This window comes from Microbacterium sp. A93 (assembly GCF_051842835.1).
In genome coordinates this window covers 262679-284462 of sequence record NZ_JBPXMT010000008.1, presented here as the reverse complement: position 1 = coordinate 284462, position 21784 = coordinate 262679, and the positions used below count along the sequence as shown (strand labels likewise).

Below are 21784 nucleotides of genomic sequence, written 5' to 3'. Positions count from 1 at the left end.
GCCGCGACTGGCGAAGGTGGACCACCACCGGGAAGCGGCGAACACGGATCGGCTGCCCGTTGAAGGCGGCCCGACCGTGCAGGCCTCCGGACCGCCCGCCTGGGTCCGGCGGCGGCCCAAGAACCGTGACTACGCCAGCAGGAGTCTTCCGTGACAGAGCCCACCGCAGCATTCGCCGACCGCACCTCCCTGAACACCCAGCCGCTGTCCGCCGTGGACCCGGAGATCGCCGAGGTCCTCGGCCTGGAGCTGGGCCGCCAGCGGGACACCCTGGAGATGATCGCCTCCGAGAACTTCGTTCCGCGCGCCATCCTTCAGACCCAGGGATCGGTGCTGACCAACAAGTACGCGGAGGGCTATCCCGGACGCCGCTACTACGGCGGCTGCGAGCACGTGGACGTGGCGGAGAACCTGGCGATCGAGCGGGCCAAGTCCCTGTTCGGCGCCGAGCACGTCAACGTGCAGCCCCATGCCGGTGCGCAGGCGAACGTGGCCCTGATGACCGCGCTGCTGCAGCCGGGTGAGACCCTGATGGGCCTGTCCCTGGCGCACGGCGGGCACCTGACCCACGGGATGAAGCTGAACTTCTCCGGCAAGACCTACCGGATCGCCGCGTATGAGGTGGACCCGGACACCTACCGGATCGACATGGACAAGGTCCGCGAGAAGGCCCTGGCGGAGAAGCCGGCCATGATCGTGGCGGGCTGGTCCGCCTACTCGCGTCAGCTGGACTTCGAGGCGTTCCGGTCCATCGCGGATGAGGTCGGCGCCAAGCTGTGGGTGGACATGGCCCACTTCGCCGGCCTCGTGGCCGCCGGGCTGCACCCGAACCCGGTGCCGCACGCCGATGTGGTGACCTCCACGGCGCACAAGACGCTGGCGGGCCCGCGCTCGGGCTTCATCCTCTCCAAGCAGGAGTACAAGAAGAAGATCGATTCCGCCGTGTTCCCCGGTCAGCAGGGCGGCCCGCTCATGCACGCGATCGCGGGCAAGGCGGTGGCCTTCAAGATCGCCGCCTCGCAGGAGTTCGCCGAACGCCAGGCCCGCACCATCGAGGGCGCCCAGATCCTGGCCGAGCGACTGACCGCCGCCGATGTCACCGAGCACGGGATCTCCGTGCTGACCGGAGGCACGGACGTGCACCTGATCCTGGTGGATCTGCGCCACGCCGCACTGGACGGGCGCCAGGGCGAGGACCTGCTGCACGAGGTGGGCATCACCGTGAACCGCAACTCGGTGCCCTTCGACCCGCGTCCGCCGATGACCACCTCCGGTCTGCGCATCGGGACCCCGGCCCTGGCGACCCGCGGTTTCGGCGCCGAGGAGTTCACCGAGGTGGCGGACATCATCGCCCAGACGCTGAAGCCGGGCCCGGACGTGGTGGCACTCAAGGCCCGGGTGGACCGCCTGGCCGCGGACTTCCCGTTGTACGACGGACTGGAGGGCTGGTGACAGGGGCGGGCTCAATCACTATGGTGATAGGTATTCATTCCGGTCTACCCTGCAAGGAAGCGTGACCTCGTCATGACCGCACAGAAGCTCGACGGACGCGCTACCGCGGCCGCCATCAAGAAGGATCTGGCCGGCCGCGTGGCAGCCCTCAAGGATCAGGGCGTGGTGCCCGGACTGGGTACCGTGTTGGTGGGGGAGGACCCAGGGTCTCAGTCCTACGTGGCCGGCAAGCACCGGGACTGCGCCGAGGTGGGCATCACCTCCATCCGCCGTGACCTGCCGGACACCGCCACCGAGGAGGAGCTCCTGGCCGTGCTGGCGGAGCTCAACGCGAACGACGAGTGCACCGGGTACATCGTGCAGCTGCCGCTGCCGAAGCACATCAACACGGACCGGGTGCTGGAGGCCATCGATCCGGACAAGGATGCGGACGGGCTGCACCCCATGAACCTGGGCCGGCTCGTGGCCTCCGTGGGTGGGGAGCTGAACTCCCCGTTGCCGTGCACCCCCAAGGGCTGCGTGGAACTGCTCAAGCACTACGGGATCGAGCTGGACGGAAAGCTCGTGCTCGTGATTGGCCGCGGGGTGACCATCGGCCGGCCCGCCGGTCTGGTGCTGACCCGCCGGGACGTCAACGCGACCGTGGTGCTGGCGCACACCGGCACGAAGGACCTCAAGGCCGAGTTGGCCCGCGCGGACGTCATCATCGCCGCCGCCGGCGTGGCCCACATGGTCAAGGCCGAGGACGTCAAGGAGGGCGTGATCGTCCTGGACGTGGGCGTCTCCCGCGTCGAGGGTGAGGACGGCAAGGCCAGGATCACCGGGGACGTTGACCCGGCGGTGGCCGAGAAGGCCTCCTGGATGGCGCCCAACCCCGGCGGCGTGGGCCCGATGACCCGCGTGGAGCTGTTGGCCAACGTGGTGGAGGCCGCAGAGAGGGCCGTCGCCGCGCGTTCCTGAGCCGCAGCTCCTGGACCGCAGCTCCTGGACCGCAGCTCCAGAACCGCAGCTCCTGAACCGCACAGGGTGTCGTCATCGGATGGACCTTTCGTCTCGGCATGCCCCGATGAAAGGTCCACCCGGTGACGACGGCCCGTCCAGGCACCTCTGTTGGTAAAGGCGAGGGGCCTGCCGGCATCCTCCGGTTCCGGCTACACTCGCCCGGGTGAGTCCTGAAAGAAGTGATGCGGATCTCAGCGGTCCCGCCGAGGCCGCCTCCTCGTCCGCGTCGGCCGCCTCCGCGGCCCCACCCGTCATCGAGGCCCGGGGGCTGACGAAGCGCTACGGCGACTTCACCGCGGTGGACGGGATCGACTTCGCCGTGCGTCCCGGGGAGTCCTTCGGGCTGCTCGGCCCCAACGGCGCGGGGAAATCCACCGCCATGCGCATGATCGGCGGGGTGTCCCAGCGCACCGGTGGGACCCTGACCATCATGGGGTTGGACCCGGAGCGCCACGGACCCGAGGTCCGCGCCCATCTCGGCGTGGTGCCGCAGCAGGACAACCTGGACGAGGAACTCACCGTCCGGGACAACCTGATCGTCTACGGCCGGTACTTCGGCCTGCCCTACTCCTACCTGCGGCCCAAGGCCGCCGAACTGCTGGAGTTCGCCCAGCTCACCGAGAAGGCCGAGACGCGGGTGGACGACCTCTCCGGCGGCATGAAGCGCCGGCTGGTGATCGCCCGGGCGCTCGTGAACCAACCCCGGGTCCTGCTGCTGGACGAACCCACCACCGGATTGGACCCCCAGGCCCGGCACACCCTGTGGGACCGGCTGTTCCGGCTCAAGGAGCAGGGCACCACGCTCGTGCTGACCACCCACTACATGGACGAGGCCGAACAGCTGTGCGACCGGCTGATCGTGGTGGACCACGGCCGCATCATGGCCGAGGGCTCCCCGGCCGCCCTGATCCGGGAACACTCCAGCCGCGAGGTGCTGGAACTGCGTTTCGGGGCCGCCCACAATGCCGGGGCGGCCCGCCGGCTGGAGCGCGAGCTGACCGGGGTGGACCGGATCGAGCCCCTGCCGGACCGGGTGCTGGTCTACGCCCAGAACGGGGAGGCCGCGCTGGACGCGGTGACCGGACTGGGCCTGGAGCCGATCACCTCCCTGGTGCGCCGGTCCTCGCTGGAGGACGTCTTCCTCACGCTGACCGGCAGGAGCCTCGTTGACTGAGGCCCGTCCCGTCCCGCCGGGCCCTGCCGTTCCGCCGGCTCCGGCCCTCCCGCTGGACCCTGCCGCCTCCGCCGCCCGGGTCCGCCGGTTCGGCGCCTGGTTCTACGCCGAGCACTACCTGCAGAACATGCGCCGCTACGGCGGGGTCATCCTGGTCTCCGCCATCGGGGAGCCGCTGGTCTACCTGCTGGCCATGGGTATGGGTCTGGCCAGCCTGATCGGCGGCGACGCCTCGGCCGGCGCCGGAGCCGCAGACGGGACCGGCGGGGTCGGGGGAGTCGGTTATCTGGCGTTCATCGCCCCGGCCCTGCTGGCCGCCGGCACCCTGATGGCCGCGTCCACGGAGTTCACCTATCCCGTGATGGACGGGTTCAAGTGGCACCGGCTCTACTTCGGCCCGCAGGCCAGCCCGATCGCCCCGCACCAGATCGCCGCCGGCCACATCACCGCGGTGCTGCTGCGCTACCTGGTCCAGTCCGTCCTGTTCTTCCTCATCATGCTGGCCTTCGGGGCGGTCTCGAGTCCCTGGGGCTGGCTGCAGGTGCTCTCCGCCTGCCTCGGTGGGCTCGCCGTGGGGTTGCCCCTGATGGCCTTCGCCGCCACCCTCCGGCGGGACGCAGGCCAGTTCGCCCTGGTCCAGCGCTTCGTCATCATGCCGCTGTTCCTGTTCTCCGCCACCTTCTACCCGCTGAGCGCCCTGCCGATCGGCCTGCAGTGGATCGGCTGGATCTCCCCGCAGTGGCACGCCGCCCAGCTCGGCCGGATCGCCTCCTACGGGATGGAGAACCCCGCCTGGCTGACCGCCGTGCACGTGGGGTACCTGCTGGGGCTCGCCATCCTGGGCTGGATCCTCGTGCGCCGGATCTACACCCGCCGCCTGGGCTGGGTCCCCGGCTCGGCGGACCGGGACGCGGTGGTGAGGCCGGGGAAGGGACACACCACGGCACGACGCCGGCCCGCCCGGGCCGCTGCCACCGCACCCGGTGCGGTGGTCACCGGAAGCCGGCCGGCCGACGTCGTGCCCGCGATGCCGGAACTGACGGTGCGGACCGGGCCGGGGGCCGGGATGTACGCGGGCCGGATCCGGGTGGTGGTGGAGCGGGGGCTGCAGGCCTTGAAGACCTCGAACTGGGCGATCTTCGTGTCCGGCTTCGTGGAACCGGTGCTCTACCTGCTGAGTCTGGGGATCGGGCTGGGCTCGCTGGTGGGGGACGTGGCCGGGCCGGCGGGACCGGTGAGCTACGGGGAGTACATCGCCCCGGCGCTGCTGGCCGTGTCCGCCATGAACGGCGCCATCTACGACTCCACCTGGAACGTGTTCTTCAAGATGAGGATGTCCAGACTCTACGAGACCATGCTCAACACCTCGCTGGGACCGGTGGACATCGCGCTGGGGGAGATCACGCTGGCGCTGATGCGCGGTGGACTGTATTCGGCGGCGTTCCTGGTGGTGATGTCCGCACTGGGACTGGTGACGAGTTGGTGGGCCCTGCTGCTGGTGCCCGCCGCCCTGATGATCGCGTTCGCCTTCGCCTCCGTGGGGATGGCCGTGACCAGCTACATGACGAAGTTCCAGCAGATGGACTGGATCATGGTGGTGCTGATGCCGATGTTCCTGTTCTCCGCCACGTTCTTCCCGCTGTCCGTGTACCCGGATCCCGTCCAGTGGGTCATCCAGGTGCTGCCGCTGTGGCACGGCGTGGAGCTGCTGCGCCAGCTGGGGGCCGGCGTCTTCACGGGGTGGACCGGCGTGCACGTGCTGTACTTCGCGGTGATGATCTGCGGCGGGCTGATCTTCACGTCCCACCGGCTGAAGGCGCTGTTCCTGCGCTGAACCTTCCCCGGCCTTCCCCGGCCTGCCCCCGATCATGAGAGCGGCAACTGTCGACTCCACCGGCGATTCCCGACCTCAACTGAGGCCGTGATCGGTGGTGCGGGGTCAGTCCTCGAGGACCAGGGTGCCGTTGCGGCGGCGCCGGAGGTAGTCGAGCACGCCGGCCGTCAGGGTGACCGTCAACAGGCCCAGGACCACGAGCAGGGCTGCGTCGGCGGCGTCACCGTGGGCCACGGCTGTACTGGATTCCTCCGAGGCCGAGAGGGAGGCGTAGAAGGCCCCGGTCACGGCGGCCAGGCCGATGGCCGTCAGCACGCGTTGGGCCGTCTGGGAGACCCCGCCGGCGGCGCCAGCCGCGTGCAGCGGGACCTCGTGCATGGTGAGGACCTGGGTGCTGGTCATCAGCAGGGCCTGGCCCGGGCCGAAGAGGAACAGGCAGGCGGCCAGGGTCCAGTACGGCCAGGCGCCGGCGGCGATCTGGTGGAAGGCGACCATACCGAGGACCACGGCGATCATCGCCAGTACCCCGCCCAGCACCACGAACAGCGGGCCTCGGCGGTGGACATGCTGGCCGATCCAGGGGGAGAGGACCATGATCGCGATCGCCGGGGGCATCGAGGTCAGGCCCGCGGCCAGCGCGGACAGGCCCAGCCCCTGCTGGGTCACGATGGCCTGGACGGCCCACAGCCCGGGCATGGCCCCCAGGAGGAACGCCGTGGTCACCGTGCTGTAGCTGAAGGAGGGGATACGGAACAGCGCCGGATCCACCATGGGCGCGCGTCCCGTGGCCGGGAACCGGGCCTTCATACGCCGCTCCCACACCCACCAGGCCACGAGCAGCACGATGGCCGGCACCAGCAGGAACCAGGTCCCGGGCAGGATGAAGGGGAGCATCACGAGGACCACGGCGGAGGCCAGCAGGAGTACGCCGACGGGGTCCAGGGCAGCCAGCGTGCGGCGGCCCTCCGCGGCCCGGTCCCGCGCCGGGGGATGGAGCCAGACCACGGCCAGGACGGCGGACAGCACCCCGAAGGGGACGTTGATGAGGAAGGTGACGCGCCAGCCCCACTCCGGGCCCAGGGCGCCGATGATCACGCCGCCCAGGGTCGGACCGATGGCCACCCCGAGACCGACGATGGTGCCGAAGAATCCATAGGCCCGGCCGCGGGCGCGGCCCTGGAACACGTTCTGGATGATGCCGATGATCTGGGGATTGAGCAGCCCGGAGCCCAAACCGGTCACGACCCGGGACAGGTTGAGCATCAGGGGGTCCCCCGCCAGGCCGGCGGCCAGCGATCCGACGGTGAAGAACAGGATGCCCGCGATGAAGAGCGGCTTGCGCCCCCAGAGGTCACCCGCGCGTCCGGCAGCCACGAGGACCACGCCGAAGGACAGGGCGTAACCGGCCAGCACCCATTGGAGGTCGGCCGAGGTGGCGTGGAGCCCGTCCTCGATGGCGGGCAGGGCCACATTGACCACGCTGACGCTCATCAGCGACATGAACAGCGGCACCAGCAGGACCACGAGGATGCGGTTCCCACCGGCCGGCTGACCGACGGACTGGGACGGGGCAGGCGTCTTCACCGGCGGTCCTCCCGGTGCAGCTGCCGCCCCTGGAGCAGCCAGTACACCGGCAGCAGGGCCAGGACGAATCCGGCGAGGACCCAGAACAGTCCGCCGGTGCCCCACCACTGGACGAGGACGCCCGCGAGCAGCGGGCCGACGCCCATGCCGAGGTCGATCCCCAGGAAGTAGGTCGAGGCGCCCATGCCGGCATGCTCCCGGGGGACCCGGGTGACGCTGATGACCTGCCCGGCCGAGAGCAGCTGGCCGTAGCCGAGGCCCACCAGCACGGCCGCGGTCAGCAGCACCCAGACGTGGTCCGCGGCGGCGATGGCCGCGAGCCCGGCGGCGAAGAGGATGAAGGCGGGCAGCATGACCACGTTTGCGCCCCGGCGGTCCATGAGCCGTCCCGTGAACAGGCGGGAGACGAGTACGGTGCCGGCGTAGACCGCGAAGAACAGGCTGGCGACGGCCCCGAAGCCGCGGTCCACCGCGAGCGTGGCCAGGAACGTGACGATCCCGGCGTACCCGAGTGAGTACAGGGACGCCACGATGGCCGTGGGTGCCGCCCCGGGTTCCACATAGCGCGCCCATCTCGGCCGGGGGGCGGCCGCGGGGACAGCGGTGGCAGCGGCGGTAGTGGTGGCTGCGGTGTCGTCTGCCGGGGAGCCGGTCACGGGGGGACCTGCCGCCGGGGAATCGGCCGAGGCAGTACCGGGCTCCGGCTGACGGGGACGGACGTCCATGAACCATGCGGTGACGAGGCCGAACAGGGACACGGCGGAGGCGATCACGGCGACCGGTCCGAACCCGCCACCCACGCCGGCTCCGGCAGCAGAGCCGGCCAGGGCCAGCCCGATCAGGGGGCCGGCGGCCACGCCGATCAGCGTGGAGGAGGAGTAGTGGCTGGTGCCCTCGGACAGTCGGGAGACCGGGAGCCGGTTCACGGCGGCCCCGGCGATCACGGAGGAGGACACCCCGAAGGTGAGCCCGTGGACGGCGCGGACCAGCAGTAGCACCAACACGGACCCGGAGGCCCAGTACAGCAGCGGTGCCGCCACGAACGCGGCGAAGCCGATCAGCAACAGCGGGCGGGAGCCGAACCGTTCGATCAATGGCCCGGCCAGGACACGGGAGACGAGGGTGCCCAGGATGAACACCGATGCCACGGCGCCGCCCACGGAATCGCCGACCGCGAACCGGGCGACGGTGTAACCCGCCACGGTGGACAGCAGGAAATGCACGTTGAAGAACATCATGATGTTGGCCAGACAGGCCAGCATGAAGCCCCGGGACCACAACGCCGGCCGGGCGGCGGGACGCCGTGAGAGGGAGGGGCGGGAGGAGGCGGGCATGTCCACCAGACTAAGCCGGTGGCGATCAGCAGCCCGGCGGGACACTGCGGGCCGTCACATGCGGGATAATCAAGGTATGCAGTCAGTGGAGAGTGGAAACAAGCGCAACGCCGGCCAGTCCGGCCAGTCCGGCTCCGGGGCCCGGGGTCTGGGCTGGGCCTCGAAGGGCAGTGGCATCACGTTCGCCGCCATGGTGGTGATCCTGTTGGTGGCCCTGTTGTTCGCCGCCAACCAGAATGACGTGATCGGTTGGCTGCTGGTGGCCGTCTCGGCCGGCTGGCTCGTGCTGGCCGTCCTCGTGGTCCTCGGCGTGCGCCGCGGTGCACGGAGCGTGGACCGCAAGATGAAGAACTTCTCGGCCTCCCTGGCCCCGCAGGTCCAGGACCGGGGCAGCGCGCCGGAGCCGGCCGACTCGATGCGTGACACCAAGCTCGAGCACTCCTTCAAGATCGTCCAGGTGCAGGCCCGGGTGGTCACCGAGGAGCTGGCCAAAGGCGCCGAGGCTGACACGGACATGGTCACCCGCGCCCTGGAGACCATCCACATCACCTCCGCCAACGCCCGGGACATGCTCAAGGACTCGGGAGCGAAGCCGGAACCGGGCCCGGACCAGCGGCCGGGCCGGTCCCCGGGGGCGGAGGACCCGATCGCCGGCGAGGTCATCAACTGACCTGCCCCGGTTCTCGCTCCCGCTAGGCTGGAACGCGTGACTTCCGCCGATACCGCACCCCAGCCCGTCATCCACACCAACGCCCACGCCCCCAAGGCGGACGGCGCCCTGCGCCTGGCGACCGTCAATGTGAACGGCCTCCGTGCCTCCCACCGCAAGGGGATGGGCACCTGGTTCGCCGGCCGCGGCATCGACATCCTGACCTTGCAGGAGGTCCGGGCGCCGAAGGAGATCGTGGAGGCTCTGCTCGAGGACATCACCGGGCAGGACTGGCATGTGGTGGAGACGGCGGCTGCGGCCAAGGGTCGGGCCGGCGTCGCGATCGCCACCCTGCTGGAACCGCAGGACACGCGGGTCGGGATCGGTGACCCGTACTTCGACGACTCCGGACGGTGGATCGAGACGGACCTGAGGGCCCCCGACGGCAAGACCCTCACGGTGGTCTCCGCCTATGTCCACTCCGGAGTGGTGGACACCCCCAAGCAGGTGGACAAGTACCGCTTCCTCGATGAGATGATCCGGCACCTGCCCGAGTTGCGGGCCACCAAGGACTACGCCGTGGTGACCGGTGACCTCAACGTGGGCCACACGAAGCTGGATATCAAGAACTGGCGCGGCAACACCAAGAAGGCCGGTTTCCTGCCCGAGGAACGGGCCTACTTCGACCGCTTCTTCGGCGAGGAGATCGGCTTCGTGGACGTGCACCGCCGGCTGGCGGGCGAGGTCGAAGGACCCTACACCTGGTGGTCCCAGCGGGGGCAGGCCTTCGACAATGACACCGGCTGGCGCATCGACTACCAGGCAGCCACCCCGGAGCTGGCCGCCAAGGCCACCTCGGCCGTGGTGGACCGCGCCCCCAGCTATGACACCCGCTTCTCCGACCACGCCCCGCTCGTGGTCGACTACCAGTTCTGAGGAAGAACCCGTGACTGACAAGAGTGACACCCCATCCCGGACCGCCCGGACCACGCCGGCCGACGTCCTGGCCCAGGACACCGCCGCCACCGCCCACCTGGCCGGCGCCGGCACCCGGCACCGCGTGCTCTCCGGCATGCAGCCCTCCGCCGACTCCCTCCACTTGGGGAACTACCTCGGTGCCCTCGTGAACTGGGTGCAGGTCCAGGAGGACTTCGACGCCTACTTCTTCATCCCGGACCTGCACGCCATCACCACCCCGCAGGACCCGGAGGCTGTGCGCCTGCGCACACGCAACACTGCGGCGCAGTACATCGCGGCCGGGATCGACCCGGAGCGCTCCACCCTGTTCGTGCAGTCCCAGGTGCCCGAGCACGCCCAGCTGGCCTGGATCCTGATGTGTATGACGGGGATGGGCGAAGCCCAGCGCATGACGCAATTCAAGGACAAGGCGGCCCGACAGGGCGCGGAAGCGGCCGGCGTCGGGCTTCTGGCCTATCCCATGCTGATGGCCGCGGACATCCTGTTGTACCAGCCGCACGGTGTGCCCGTGGGGGATGACCAGCGCCAGCATGTGGAGTTGACGCGGGATCTGGCCCAGCGGTTTAACTCCCGGCACGGGGAGACGTTCGTGGTGCCGACCGGTTTCTACCCGGAGAACGGCGCCCGGATCTACGACCTGCAGAACCCCACGTCCAAGATGTCCAAGTCGGCCGATTCGCCCAACGGGCTGATCAACCTCCTCGACGAGCCCAAGGTCACCGCCAAGCGCATCAAGTCCGCCGTGACCGACGACGGCACGGAGGTCCGCTTCGACCGGGAGGCCAAGCCCGGGGTGTCCAACCTGCTCTCGATCTTCGCCGCCTTCACCGGCCGGGGCATCCCCGAGCTCGAGGAGGCCTACGTCGGCAAGATGTACGGCCACCTCAAGGTGGACCTGGCCGAGGCCGTCGTCGAGCGGCTGGCCCCGATCCGCACGCGGGCCCTGGAGCTGATGGATGACCCGGCCGAGCTGGATCGGTTGCTGGACCACGGGGCGGCCAAGGCCCGCGAGGTCGCCGCGCCGGTGCTGGCGGACGTGTACGCCAAGGTCGGGTTCCTGCCGCCGAGCCGCTGATCAGGGCACCGGCAGCCGGCGGATCGGCTGGCCGCCGGGCCGTGTCATGGGCACCCATGACACCTGTCATCTCTCGGTGGGACTGCCCGTGGTGACGCCGTCGAGCCGGGGGTGACCTGACATACTGGCAGGGAATCCCACCCCGACGAGAGTCACCAGGAAAGGTCCCGCATGTCAGTACCCGTTCTTGAGACGGAGAACCTGGTCAAGGTCTATGGGCGCGGGCCATCCCGCTTCGACGCCCTCAAAGGCCTGACCTTCGAGATCCAGCAGGGCGAATCGCTGGCGATCGTCGGCAAGTCCGGCTCAGGGAAGTCCACGCTGATGCACCTGTTGGCGCTCCTGGACGACCCCACGTCCGGCGTGGTGGCCATGCAGGGGCGCCCCGTCAGCCAGCTGAAGGCCTCCCAGGTCTCCGCCCTGCGCAACGACACCTTCGGGTTCGTGTTCCAGCAGTTCTTCCTCAACGCCAACCAGACGGTGCTGGAGAACGTCATCCTGCCCCTGAAGATCGCCGGTGTCCCCGCAGCGGAACGCAAGCGGCGTGGCCTGGAGGTGTTGGAGCAGCTGGAGCTGGCGGACAAGGCCAAGAACAAGGCCACGGACCTCTCGGGCGGCCAGAAGCAGCGCGTCTGCATTGCCCGCGCGCTCGTCAACAACCCGACCGTGCTCTTCGCCGATGAGCCCACGGGCAACCTGGACACGGCCACCAGTGAGGTCGTGGAGGACATCCTCTTCGGGTTGCACCGGGACCGGGGCATCACCCTGGTGATCGTCACCCACGACGACGACCTGGCCGCCCGCTGCGACCGCCGGCTGCTGATGCAGGACGGTCTGATCATCGCCGATGAACGGGGCGAGGCCGCCAAGGCCGCCGGCGCCGGCGTCGGACAGGCCTCCCGGGAGGGATCGCGTCAGCCGGGCGGGCGTGGCAGGCACGCCGCCCCCGCGCCGGTGGACGCCCCGCCGGGCACCTCGGGAACCGCATCCTCCGACGGAACCGCATCCACCGACGGAACCGGGGAGGAGCAGGCATGAGGAGCGTAGACGTCGTCAAGACCGCGCTGGGCAACACCATGCGGTCCAAGACCAGGACCTTCCTGACGGTCATCGCGATCGTCATCGGTGCCTTCACCCTCACTCTGACCTCAGGACTGGGCGCCGGGATCAACAAGTACGTGGACACCATGGTGTCCGGCTTCGGTGAGACCGATCAGATCTATGTGATGCCCGGGGCCGACCCGTCACAGCAGATGAGCACCAGCACCGAGCCCCAGGAGTACGACCCGGAGCAGTCCGGTGCCACCGGGGAGTTCGGCATGCAGATGCTGACCGACGATGACATCGAGACCATCCGGGGGATCGACTCGGTCACGGACGTCGAGCCCATCGTCTTCGTTACCGCCGACTACCTGCAGACCGAGGCCGGAGACCAGTTCGTGGTGGACAACCTCGGCTTCCCCTCGGACGGTGACAGCATGGAGCTGGCCGCCGGTGAGCTGCCGGACCCCGAGGCGCATCAGCTCACGGTGCCGGAGACCTGGTTGCCGGCCTTTGACACCGAGGACCCGAATGCGGTGATCGGCCAGAGCGTCACCATCGGCCTCAAGGACCTGGCCCAGCAGGAGCAGACGGTCGAGGCCGAGATCGTGGGTGTCTCCGAGCAGGCCATCTCCGGCGTGGGCGGAAGCCCCATGCCCTCCAGCTCCCTGAACCATGAGCTCAACGACGTGCAGAACTCCGGCCTGGAGGTGGACCAGCCCCAGTCCTACGTGCAGGCTGTGGCCACCGTGGAGAACCTGGCGGAGAACGAGGCGGCGGTCAAGGCCGCCCTGACGGACGAGGGTCTCATGGGCCTGACCCTGGAGGACCAGCTGGGCGTCATCACGGGGATCATCGACACGGTGACGTGGGTCCTCAACGGCTTCGCGCTGATCGCGCTGCTGGCCGCCAGCTTCGGCATCGTCAACACGCTGCTGATGTCCGTGCAGGAGCGGACCCGGGAGATCGGGCTGATGAAGGCCCTCGGGATGGGCCGCGGCAAGGTCTTCGGCCTGTTCTCCACCGAGGCCGTGCTGCTCGGGGTGATGGGCTCCGTGATCGGCGTGGGCCTGGGCGTGGCGATCGGCGTGGGCGGCAACGCCGCCCTGGTCAACGGCCCCCTGAGCGGGGTCGCCGGGCTGAGCCTGTTCGCCGTGGACCCGCTGTCCATCGTGCTGATCGTGGCGCTGATCCTCGTGATCGCCTTCCTGGCCGGCACCATGCCGGCCGCCCGTGCCGCCAAGAAGGACCCGATCGAGGCCTTGCGGTACGAGTAGCCCGGCAAGAGAGATTTTTCATCAGATAGAGAGGGGTAACACCATGACAGAGAACCCACAGCAGCCCTACGGGGCCGCGGGACAGCAACAGCCCTACGGCAACCCGGCCTTCGAGGGCCAGGGACAGAATCTGGGCCAGGACGGATCCAAGTACGGCACCGCCGCATATGACTCCGGCGCCGTCGGCCAGGAGGTGGCCGAGCCGAAGAAGTTCGGCCTGCTCAAGACCCTGACCCTGGCCTCCTTCGCGGTCTACGTCGTCTCCGGCATCATGGGCTTCTTCGGGCTGGATGAGGACACCATCCGCACCCAGCTGCAGGAGCAGATGGAGGCGCAGGGCCAGACACTGTCCGGCGAACAGCTCGACCAGTTCGTCAGCGCCGGTGTGATGGGTGGCATGGCCTTCGCCATCGCCAACCTTGTCGTGGCCGTGGTCCTGTACCTCGTCGTGTTCTTCGGCCTGCGCAAGGTCAAGGGCTGGGCCCGGATCCTCGGCACCGTGCTCGCTGCACTCGGGGCCCTGTTCACGGTCTATGGCCTGTTCGGCATGGGCGCCATGATGGAGGCCAATGCGGCCATCGGCATCATCTCGCTGATCCTGAGCGTCGTGTACATCGTGGTGAACGTCGTCTGGATCGTCGTCGCGTTCTCCCGCGAGAACAACGCGTACTTCGCCTCCCGCCGCGCCTGATCTACGGTGCGGGCAGACCGAACCAGTTCGACCTGCCCGCACAGCGGCAACGAGGAAGCCCCCCGGAGATGATCTCCGGGGGGCTTCCTCGTGCCTGGGACAGGCCTGCTGCAGGTCGGTGGGGGAGGGGTCAGAACGCCCCGGCCAGCACGGCCTGCTTGACCTCGGCGATGGCCTTGGTCACCTGGATGCCGCGGGGGCAGGCCTCGGTGCAGTTGAAGGTGGTGCGGCAGCGCCACACACCCTCCTTGTCATTGAGGATCTCCAGGCGCATGTCACCGGCATCGTCGCGCGAGTCGAAGATGAAGCGGTGGGCGTTGACGATGGCCGCCGGACCGAAGTACTGGCCGTCGGTCCAGAACACCGGACAGGAGGAGGTGCAGGCGGCGCAGAGGATGCACTTGGTGGTGTCATCAAAGCGCTCCCGCTCCTCGGCGGACTGCAGGCGCTCCTTGGTGGGCTCCGGGCCCTTGTTGACCAGGAACGGCATGATCTCGCGGTAGGACTGGAAGAACGGGTCCATGTCCACGATCAGGTCCTTCTCCACCGGCAGGCCCTTGATGGGCTCCACCAGGATGGGCTTGGACAGGTCGAGGTCCTTCAGCAGGACCTTGCAGGCCAGGCGGTTGCGGCCGTTGATGCGCATCGCATCGGAGCCGCAGACGCCGTGGGCGCAGGACCGGCGGAAGGACAGCGTGCCGTCCAGGTCCCACTTGACCTTGTGCAGGGCGTCCAGCACACGGTCGGTGCCGTACATGGTGATCTTCCACTCGTCCCAGTAGGACTCCTCGGAAGTCTCGGGCAGGTAGCGGCGGACCCTGAGCGTGACGTCGAAGCTCGGGATCTCCCCGGTTCCGCCGCCCTGGGCGCCGAGATCTACCTTGGAGGGTCCTTCTGCGGGTTCGTTGATTGTGGTGCTCATCAGTACTTACGCTCCATCGGCTGGTAACGGGTGACAACGACCGGCTTGGTCTCGGACCGGATGCCCTTGACCCCCTCCATCTCGGAGTCAGGATCGCGGTAGAGCATGGAGTGCGCCATCCAGTTCTCGTCGTCACGGTCCGGATAGTCCTCGCGGTAGTGACCACCGCGGGACTCCTTGCGGTGCAGGGCCGCCACGGTCATGGCCTCGGCCATGTCCAGCAGGTAGCCCAGTTCCAGACCTTCGAGCAGGTCCAGGTTGAACCTCTTGCCCTTGTCCTGCACGGCGACCTGCTCGTAGCGCACGCGCAGCGACTCGATCTCGTCCAGGGCCCGGCGGATGGACTCCTCGGTGCGGAACACCTGCATGTCCGCGTCCATGACCTCCTGCAGGCGGGAGCGCAGCTCGGCCACGCGCTCGGTGCCGGTGGCGGAGCGCAGGCTCTCGATGTGCTCGATCGTCGGCGCCTCGCCGTTCTCCGGCAACTCGACGAAGTCCGCCGTGGCGGCGTACTCGGCGGCGTAGATGCCGGCGCGGCGGCCGAAGACGTTGATGTCCAGCAGGGAGTTGGTGCCCAGGCGGTTGGAACCGTGCACGGACACGCAGGCGACCTCGCCGGCAGCGTACAGGCCCGGGACCACCGTGTCGTTGTCCTGGAGGACCTCGGCCTTGATGTTGGTCGGGATACCGCCCATCACGTAGTGGCAGGTCGGGAAGACCGGCACCGGCTCGGTGTAGGGCTCCACGCCGAGGTAGGTGCGAGCGAACTCCGTGATGTCCGGGAGCTTGGCGTCGATGTGCGCCGGCTCCAGGTGCGTCAGGTCCAGCAGCACGTAGTCCTTGTTCGGACCGCAGCCACGGCCCTGGCGGACCTCCTCCGCCATGGACCGGGCCACGATGTCGCGGGGGGCCAGGTCCTTGATGGTCGGGGCGTAGCGCTCCATGAAGCGTTCGCCGTCCGAGTTGCGCAGGATGCCGCCCTCGCCGCGGGCCGCCTCGGAGAGCAGGATGCCCAGGCCGGCCAGGCCGGTCGGGTGGAACTGGATGAACTCCATGTCCTCCAGCGGCAGGCCGTTGCGGTAGGCGATGGCCATGCCGTCGCCGGTCAGGGTGTGGGCGTTGGAGGTGGTCTTGAAGACCTTGCCCGCGCCGCCGGTGGCGAAGACCACGGACTTGGCCTGGAAGATGTGCAGTTCGCCGGTCGCCAGCTCATAGGACACGACGCCGGCCACGCGCTTCTGCGTGAAAGGGGTTCCGTCAGCGCGGGTGCCCGGCTCGTCCACCATCAGCAGGTCCAGGACGTAGAACTCGTTGTAGAACTCGACGTCATGCTTGACGCAGTTCTGGTAGAGGGTCTGGAGGATCATGTGGCCGGTGCGGTCGGCGGCATAGCAGGCGCGGCGGACCGGGGCCTTGCCGTGGTCGCGGGTGTGACCGCCGAAGCGGCGCTGGTCGATCCGGCCCTCCGGGGTGCGGTTGAAGGGCAGGCCCATCTTCTCCAGGTCGAGCACCGCGTCGATGGCCTCCTTGGCCATGACCTCGGCGGCGTCCTGGTCCACCAGGTAGTCGCCGCCCTTGACGGTGTCAAAGGTGTGCCACTCCCAGTTGTCCTCTTCGACATTGGCCAGGGCGGCGCACATGCCGCCCTGCGCGGCCCCCGTGTGCGAACGGGTGGGGTAGAGCTTGGTCAGCACCGCGGTGCGGGCGCGCTGGCCGGATTCGATCGCCGCGCGCATGCCGGCGCCGCCGGCACCGACAATCACGACGTCGTACTTGTGTACCTGCATGCGTTGAGTTCCTTCTACTCGAGAAAATCTCGGTGGGTCAGTGGGACGCGGAGGGGGTCAGAGGCTCTCGCAGAACGCGGGGGAGGAGTCCAACAGGGTTCCCTCGGCTCCGACCAGGCAGGGCTCGAAGGTGAAGATCACCAGCGTGCCCAGGACGATGATGACCACCGTGGCCGCGTAGAGGACCATCTTCAGCCAGAACCGCACCCCGTCACGCTCGGCGTAGTCGTTGATGATGGTGCGTACGCCGTTGGTGCCGTGCAGCATGGCCAACCACAGCATGGCGAGGTCCCAGAACTGCCAGAACGGATCGGCCCACTTGCCGGCCACGAACCCGAAGTCGAGGCCGTTGATGCCGTCCCCGACCATCAGGTTGGAGAACAGGTGGACGAAGATCAGGGCGACGAGGGCGACGCCGGAGATCCGCATGAACAGCCAGGTCAGCATCTCGGCGTTGCCGCGGGTGGACGTGCCGCGGGTGTACTTGGGGTCGATTCGTCCCGTGCGGGGGGCGGCGATCGTGGATTCAGCAGTGGCACTCATGGCTCAGTGACCTCCCAGAGCAAGCATCAGGTGGCGGATGGCGAAGGCGGCAAGGGCTATGACCCACACGACCACGACGGTCCAGAGCATCTTCTTGTGGTGCTTGGTGCCGCCCTTCCAGAAGTCGACCAGGATGATCCGGATGCCGTTGAAGGCGTGGAACATGATGGCGCCCACCAGGCCGACCTCACCGACCGCCATCAGCGGGTTCTTGTAGGTACCGAGCACGGCGTCGTAGGCCTCCGGCGAGACCCTCACCAATGAGGTGTCCAGCACGTGGACCAGCAGGAAGAAGAAGATGGCCACGCCGGTGATCCGATGGATCACCCACGACCACATTCCCTCGTTGCCGCGATAGAGGGTCCCACGGCCGGACTTCGCCGGGGCCTGCGCTGATGTCGCAGTTGACACTGTATAAACCTCCCAGGGACTGCAGGGGCGCCTGTGCTACCTCCAGTGGGCACATGGAAACGCCGGTGCGAGTGCATTCCTCCACGACAGACTAGTCCGTCTTGTCGTTCTCGGCCCCTTTTTGACCCGGTCTGGTCTCGGTGTGGCACGTGTCACCGCGGGCGAGGTGCGGGTGGGGCGCTGCCGGGCTGGTGGGAGACCGTCACCTATGCTGTCCCGTGTGACGACTGACCCCGAACTCAATGGCCAGCCAGCCGCGGACCTCTCCGGTACTCCGGGGCTGGATCGCTTCTATGGAGTGATCCCCGCCGGTGGTGTGGGCACCCGGTTGTGGCCGCTCTCGCGGGCGGCTGCCCCGAAGTTCCTGCATGATCTGACGGGTTCGGGGCAGACCTTGATCCGGGCCACCTATGACCGTCTGGCCGCGTTGGCGGGGGACCGGGTGATGGTGGTGACCGGTGAGGCCCATGAGGATGCGGTGCGCGAGCAGTTGCCGGACCTGGCCGGTGAGGACGTGGTGTTGGAGCCGGAGCCGAAGGACTCGGCGGCGGCGATCGGGTTGGCGGCGGCGATCCTGTTCGAGCGTGATCCTGAGACGATCATGGGTTCCTTCGCGGCGGATCAGGTGATCACCCCGGTGGGGGAATTCCAGGAGGCGGTGGCTGAGGCGGTGGCCACGGCGGCCACGGGCAAGATCGTGACGATCGGGATCCGGCCCACGCACCCGGCCACGGGGTTCGGGTACATCCGGCAGGGTGAGGCCTTGACTGTTGAGGGTGCCCCGCATGCCAAGAGTGTGGCGGCGTTCGTGGAGAAGCCGGCCGAGGCGGTGGCGAAGGAGTACGTGGCCTCGGGGGAGTACCTGTGGAATGCGGGCATGTTCGTGGCCCCGGTGTCCTTGATGTTGGAGCATCTGGCGGTGAATGAGCCGGAGTTGCATGCCGGGGTGGTCCAGATCGCGAAGGCGTGGGGCACGGCGGCGCAGGCGGAGACGATGGCGCGGGTGTGGCCGGGGTTGAAGAAGACCGCCATTGACTATGCGGTGGCGGAGCCGGCGGCTGCGGCGGGGGATGTGGCGGTGATCCCGGGTGGGTTCACGTGGGATGACGTGGGGGATTTCGCGGCGATCGCCCGGTTGAATCCGGCCAAGCGGGCCTCGGGGATCACGGTGATCGGTGAGACCCCGCGGGTGTATTCCTCCAAGGCCTCGGGTGTGGTGGTGACGGATACGGCGCGGGTGATCGCCCTGATCGGGGTGCAGGACATCGTGGTGGTGGACACCCCGGATGCCCTGTTGGTCACGACCACGGAGCATGCCCAGTCGGTGAAGCAGGCGGTGGAGTCCCTCAAGGCCCACGGCGACGACGACGTCCTGTGATGGATGAGTCCCGTGATGCATGAGTCCCGACCCGTCCTGGACGATCCGGGACTGCCACGGGTCACCCCCCTGGTCCGGGAACTCGAGCCCGCCGTGGTGGCCTTCCGCCGGGACCTGCACGCTCATCCGGAACTCTCCTATGACGAGCACCGCACCACGGACCGCATCCTGCAGACCCTCTCGGCCGCCGGGCTGTCACCGGTCAAGCTCGAGGACACCGGGGCCTATGTGGACATCGGCTCCGGGCCGATCGTCCTCGGTCTCCGCGCGGACATCGACGCGCTGCCGCTGACGGAGCAGACCGGCCTGGAGTACGCCTCCCGGACCCCCGGGGTGACTCACGCCTGCGGTCATGACGTCCACACCTCGGTGATGACCGGCACCGCACTGGCCCTGCACCGGATCCTGGGCGACGACGGCCGGTCCGGTCCCGGGTTCGCCCACCTGCCGCTGGCGGGCCGGGTGCGCATCATCTTCCAGCCGGCCGAGGAGCGCCTGCCCGGTGGCTCGCTGTCCGTGATCCGGCAGGGCACCCTGGAGGGCATCCCACGGATCCTGGCCGCGCACTGCGAACCCCGGTTCGACGTCGGCACGATCGGCACGCGGATCGGCGCCATCACCTCGGCGGCGGACACCATCAAGATCAGCCTGTCCGGACGCGGCGGACACACCTCACGCCCGCACCTCACCGAAGACCTCGTCTACGCGCTGTCCGCGATCGCCGTACACGTCCCGGCCGTGCTGAACCGACGCATCGACGTCCGTTCGGCGGTCTCCGTGGTGTGGGGACAGATCAACGCGGGGGCGGCACCGAACGCGATCCCCGGCTCCGGCTACCTGGCCGGGACCATGCGGTGCCTGGACGCCGAGGTGTGGGAATCCGCCGGAGACCTGCTGGACGAGGTGGTCCAGGAGGTGGCACGGCCCTTCGGCGTGAAGGTCCACCTGGAGCACATCCGGGGCGTCCCACCGGTGGTCAACACGGAGGCGGAGACGGACCTCATCGAGGATGCCGCCCGGTACGAGCTGGGATCCAGGGCCATCCAGTTGACGCCGCAGTCCATGGGCGGGGAGGACTTCGCGTGGATGACCCAGCTGGTCCCCGGGGCCATGCTGCGGCTGGGGACCCGGACCCCGGGCGGACCGGTCTACGACCTGCACATGGGGGACTATGCGCCGGACGAACGGGCGATCGGTGTGGGCATGCGCATCTTCACGGCCGCGGCCCTCCGGACGCTCGCCGGAGTCCAGTGACCAACCTGTTGTACATCTCGGATCCGATTTCTGAAGCGTTTCCTGCCAACTTTGGGTAAACTCCCCGGTAACTGTCCGTCATCTGGGCGCGGACACCCGTGGAACAGGTCGAGGATGACCTGCGTGCACCCCTGAAGCCCACTCACTCGCACCGAAGGATCATCATGGGCATCGCATCCCCCCTGTCTCGTAAGGCACTCCTGCCGGCCGCCGTCCTGGGCGTGTCCGGACTGCTCCTCGCCGGTTGCGGCGCGGCTCCGGAGGCCCCAAGTTCCAGCGCTGCCGGCTCGGACGCCGCGGCCGTGGGCACGGACAACTCCGACTACAAAGGCTGCATCGTCTCCGACCAGGGCGGTTTCGACGACCGGTCCTTCAACCAGTCCTCCTACGAGGGGCTGATGACGGCGGAGAAGGAGTTCGGCATCGAGACCCTCGAGGCCGAGTCGACCTCCCCGTCCGACTTCGCCCCGAACGTCAACTCGATGTTGCAGGCCGACTGCAACATGATCATCGGGGTGGGCTTCCTCCTGGGTGACACCATCAAGCCGGTCGCCAATGACAACCCGGAGACCCACTTCATGGGGGTGGACGTGACGGATCCGGAGTTCCCGGACAATGTCAAGCGCCTGATCTATGACACGGCCCAGGGCTCCTTCATGGCGGGCTACCTGGCCGCCGGCACCACGGAGACCGGCAAGGTCGCCACCTATGGCGGCGCCGAGATCCCGACCGTGACGATCTTCATGGACGGCTTCGCCGCCGGTGTGGAGTACTACAACGAGCAGAAGGACGCCGAGGTCGAGGTGCTCGGCTGGAACCGCGAGGCCAAGACCGGCTCGTTCACCGGCGATTTCGAGAACCAGGCCAACGGCAAGACCAACACCTCCAACTTCATCAACGAGGGCGCGGACATCATCATGCCCGTGGCCGGGCCGGTGGGTCTGGGCACCCTGGACGCCGTGACGGAGGCCAACGCCGGCGGCAAGGAGGCCAAGGTCATCTGGGTCGACTCCGACGGCTTCGAGACCACGGACAACGGGGACATCATCCTCACCTCCGTGGTCAAGCTCATGGGTGAGGCCGTGCAGGACGTCATCGAGTCCGACCTGGCCGACGAGTTCGACGGCGAGCCCTATGTGGGCACGCTGGAGAACGGCGGCGTGGACCTCGCCCCCTTCCACGACTTCGACACCGAGGTCTCGGACGAGATGAAGTCCGAGCTGGACGAGATCAAGGCAGGGATCATCGATGGCTCCATCGAGGTCAACTCGGACTACTCGCCGGAGGTCTGATCGCCTGACCGGTCCGGATGACGGGCCCCGCGGTGGGGCGGCCTACTGGCCGCCCCACCGTCCTCGTCCTGAGATGATCTCTCCCAAGAGCCCCGAACACTGCAAC

Annotated in this window: 19 protein-coding genes; 13 read left to right on the top strand and 6 right to left on the bottom strand. The window is 68.6% G+C overall.

Annotated features, from left to right (window positions below):
* Positions 1 to 150 precede the first annotated feature (150 nt).
* From glyA to ACSU1G_RS20660, 4 genes are all read left to right on the top strand, one after another.
* Positions 151 to 1452 (top strand): serine hydroxymethyltransferase, encoded by a 1302-nt coding sequence (gene glyA / locus ACSU1G_RS20675; protein ID WP_439281877.1) that lies wholly within the window; start codon positions 151 to 153, stop codon positions 1450 to 1452.
* 72 nt (positions 1453 to 1524) lie between these two features.
* Positions 1525 to 2412, top strand: coding sequence for a bifunctional methylenetetrahydrofolate dehydrogenase/methenyltetrahydrofolate cyclohydrolase (locus ACSU1G_RS20670; RefSeq protein ID WP_439281876.1), 888 nt, complete (start codon positions 1525 to 1527; stop codon positions 2410 to 2412).
* Positions 2413 to 2707: 295 nt separating this feature from the next.
* Positions 2708 to 3628 carry an ABC transporter ATP-binding protein gene (locus tag ACSU1G_RS20665; RefSeq protein ID WP_439282009.1) on the top strand — a complete coding sequence of 307 codons (921 nt, stop codon included), beginning with the start codon at positions 2708 to 2710 and terminating at the stop codon, positions 3626 to 3628.
* Entirely contained in the window at positions 3621 to 5462 is a 1842-nt protein-coding gene (locus ACSU1G_RS20660; RefSeq protein WP_439281875.1) for an ABC transporter permease, read from the top strand. Before ACSU1G_RS20665 ends, ACSU1G_RS20660 begins: the two co-directional genes overlap by 8 nt.
* Before the next feature lie 105 nt (positions 5463 to 5567).
* Here ACSU1G_RS20660 and ACSU1G_RS20655 read toward each other — a convergent pair whose 3' ends face one another.
* Both ACSU1G_RS20655 and ACSU1G_RS20650 read right to left on the bottom strand, forming a co-directional pair.
* A complete protein-coding gene (locus ACSU1G_RS20655; protein WP_439281874.1) occupies positions 5568 to 7046 on the bottom strand; it encodes an MFS transporter in 1479 nt (492 codons plus the stop codon).
* Positions 7043 to 8380: an MFS transporter gene (locus ACSU1G_RS20650; RefSeq protein WP_439281873.1), complete on the bottom strand. Its 1338-nt coding sequence runs from the start codon at positions 8378 to 8380 to the stop codon at positions 7043 to 7045. Before ACSU1G_RS20650 ends, ACSU1G_RS20655 begins: the two co-directional genes overlap by 4 nt.
* Positions 8381 to 8456: 76 nt before the next feature.
* On the opposite strand from ACSU1G_RS20650, the gene ACSU1G_RS20645 reads away from it, so the two are divergent.
* From ACSU1G_RS20645 to ACSU1G_RS20620, 6 genes are all read left to right on the top strand, one after another.
* Positions 8457 to 9050, top strand: coding sequence for a hypothetical protein (locus ACSU1G_RS20645; protein WP_439281872.1), 594 nt, complete (start codon positions 8457 to 8459; stop codon positions 9048 to 9050).
* Positions 9051 to 9119: 69 nt separating this feature from the next.
* Positions 9120 to 9965, top strand: coding sequence for an exodeoxyribonuclease III (locus ACSU1G_RS20640; protein WP_439282008.1), 846 nt, complete (start codon positions 9120 to 9122; stop codon positions 9963 to 9965).
* 10 nt (positions 9966 to 9975) lie between these two features.
* Complete coding sequence (trpS, locus tag ACSU1G_RS20635; RefSeq protein WP_439281871.1) at positions 9976 to 11082, top strand: tryptophan--tRNA ligase; 1107 nt, start codon at positions 9976 to 9978, stop codon at positions 11080 to 11082.
* A 171-nt stretch (positions 11083 to 11253) separates the two neighbouring features.
* Entirely contained in the window at positions 11254 to 12120 is an 867-nt protein-coding gene (locus ACSU1G_RS20630; RefSeq protein ID WP_439281870.1) for an ABC transporter ATP-binding protein, read from the top strand.
* Complete coding sequence (locus tag ACSU1G_RS20625) at positions 12117 to 13400, top strand: ABC transporter permease (protein WP_439281869.1); 1284 nt, start codon at positions 12117 to 12119, stop codon at positions 13398 to 13400. The genes ACSU1G_RS20630 and ACSU1G_RS20625 overlap by 4 nt, the downstream gene beginning before the upstream one ends.
* A 43-nt stretch (positions 13401 to 13443) precedes the next feature.
* On the top strand, positions 13444 to 14091 hold the full coding sequence (locus tag ACSU1G_RS20620; RefSeq protein WP_439281868.1) for a hypothetical protein: 648 nt from the start codon (positions 13444 to 13446) through the stop codon (positions 14089 to 14091).
* A 130-nt stretch (positions 14092 to 14221) separates the two neighbouring features.
* Here the strand turns inward: ACSU1G_RS20620 and ACSU1G_RS20615 are convergent, their stop codons facing one another.
* From ACSU1G_RS20615 to sdhC, 4 genes are read right to left on the bottom strand one after another with little or no spacing between them, the layout of a single operon-like run.
* Positions 14222 to 15013: a succinate dehydrogenase iron-sulfur subunit gene (locus tag ACSU1G_RS20615; protein WP_439281867.1), complete on the bottom strand. Its 792-nt coding sequence runs from the start codon at positions 15011 to 15013 to the stop codon at positions 14222 to 14224.
* Positions 15013 to 16800, bottom strand: coding sequence for a succinate dehydrogenase flavoprotein subunit (gene sdhA, locus ACSU1G_RS20610; protein ID WP_439281866.1), 1788 nt, complete (start codon positions 16798 to 16800; stop codon positions 15013 to 15015). Before sdhA ends, ACSU1G_RS20615 begins: the two co-directional genes overlap by 1 nt.
* Positions 16801 to 16857: 57 nt before the next feature.
* Positions 16858 to 17343 carry a succinate dehydrogenase hydrophobic membrane anchor subunit gene (locus tag ACSU1G_RS20605; RefSeq protein WP_439281865.1) on the bottom strand — a complete coding sequence of 162 codons (486 nt, stop codon included), beginning with the start codon at positions 17341 to 17343 and terminating at the stop codon, positions 16858 to 16860.
* A 3-nt stretch (positions 17344 to 17346) separates the two neighbouring features.
* Positions 17347 to 17754, bottom strand: coding sequence for a succinate dehydrogenase, cytochrome b556 subunit (gene sdhC, locus ACSU1G_RS20600; protein ID WP_439281864.1), 408 nt, complete (start codon positions 17752 to 17754; stop codon positions 17347 to 17349).
* 220 nt (positions 17755 to 17974) lie between these two features.
* Here sdhC and ACSU1G_RS20595 point away from each other — a divergent pair, with 220 nt between their 5' ends.
* The 3 genes from ACSU1G_RS20595 (at position 17975) to ACSU1G_RS20585 (ending at position 21678) form a co-directional block, all read left to right on the top strand.
* Positions 17975 to 19132: a mannose-1-phosphate guanylyltransferase gene (locus ACSU1G_RS20595; RefSeq protein WP_439281863.1), complete on the top strand. Its 1158-nt coding sequence runs from the start codon at positions 17975 to 17977 to the stop codon at positions 19130 to 19132.
* A 15-nt stretch (positions 19133 to 19147) separates the two neighbouring features.
* Complete coding sequence (locus ACSU1G_RS20590; RefSeq protein ID WP_439281862.1) at positions 19148 to 20386, top strand: amidohydrolase; 1239 nt, start codon at positions 19148 to 19150, stop codon at positions 20384 to 20386.
* A 164-nt stretch (positions 20387 to 20550) separates the two neighbouring features.
* Positions 20551 to 21678, top strand: a complete 1128-nt coding sequence (locus ACSU1G_RS20585; RefSeq protein ID WP_439281860.1) for a BMP family lipoprotein — start codon at positions 20551 to 20553, stop codon at positions 21676 to 21678.
* Positions 21679 to 21784: the final 106 nt, after the last annotated feature.

Bases quoted from the DNA above. Each gene is read 5' to 3' on its own strand.
- sdhA (WP_439281866.1), bottom strand. From the start codon at position 16,800: ATGCAGGTACACAAGTACGACGTCGTGATTGTCGGTGCCGGCGGCGCC.
- ACSU1G_RS20585 (WP_439281860.1), top strand. From the start codon at position 20,551: ATGGGCATCGCATCCCCCCTGTCTCGTAAGGCACTCCTGCCGGCCGCC.
- ACSU1G_RS20605 (WP_439281865.1), bottom strand. From the start codon at position 17,343: ATGAGTGCCACTGCTGAATCCACGATCGCCGCCCCCCGCACGGGACGA.
- ACSU1G_RS20630 (WP_439281870.1), top strand. From the start codon at position 11,254: ATGTCAGTACCCGTTCTTGAGACGGAGAACCTGGTCAAGGTCTATGGG.
- ACSU1G_RS20650 (WP_439281873.1), bottom strand. From the start codon at position 8,380: ATGCCCGCCTCCTCCCGCCCCTCCCTCTCACGGCGTCCCGCCGCCCGG.
- ACSU1G_RS20620 (WP_439281868.1), top strand. From the start codon at position 13,444: ATGACAGAGAACCCACAGCAGCCCTACGGGGCCGCGGGACAGCAACAG.
- ACSU1G_RS20645 (WP_439281872.1), top strand. From the start codon at position 8,457: ATGCAGTCAGTGGAGAGTGGAAACAAGCGCAACGCCGGCCAGTCCGGC.
- ACSU1G_RS20625 (WP_439281869.1), top strand. From the start codon at position 12,117: ATGAGGAGCGTAGACGTCGTCAAGACCGCGCTGGGCAACACCATGCGG.
- ACSU1G_RS20590 (WP_439281862.1), top strand. From the start codon at position 19,148: ATGCATGAGTCCCGACCCGTCCTGGACGATCCGGGACTGCCACGGGTC.
- ACSU1G_RS20670 (WP_439281876.1), top strand. From the start codon at position 1,525: ATGACCGCACAGAAGCTCGACGGACGCGCTACCGCGGCCGCCATCAAG.
- ACSU1G_RS20615 (WP_439281867.1), bottom strand. From the start codon at position 15,013: ATGAGCACCACAATCAACGAACCCGCAGAAGGACCCTCCAAGGTAGAT.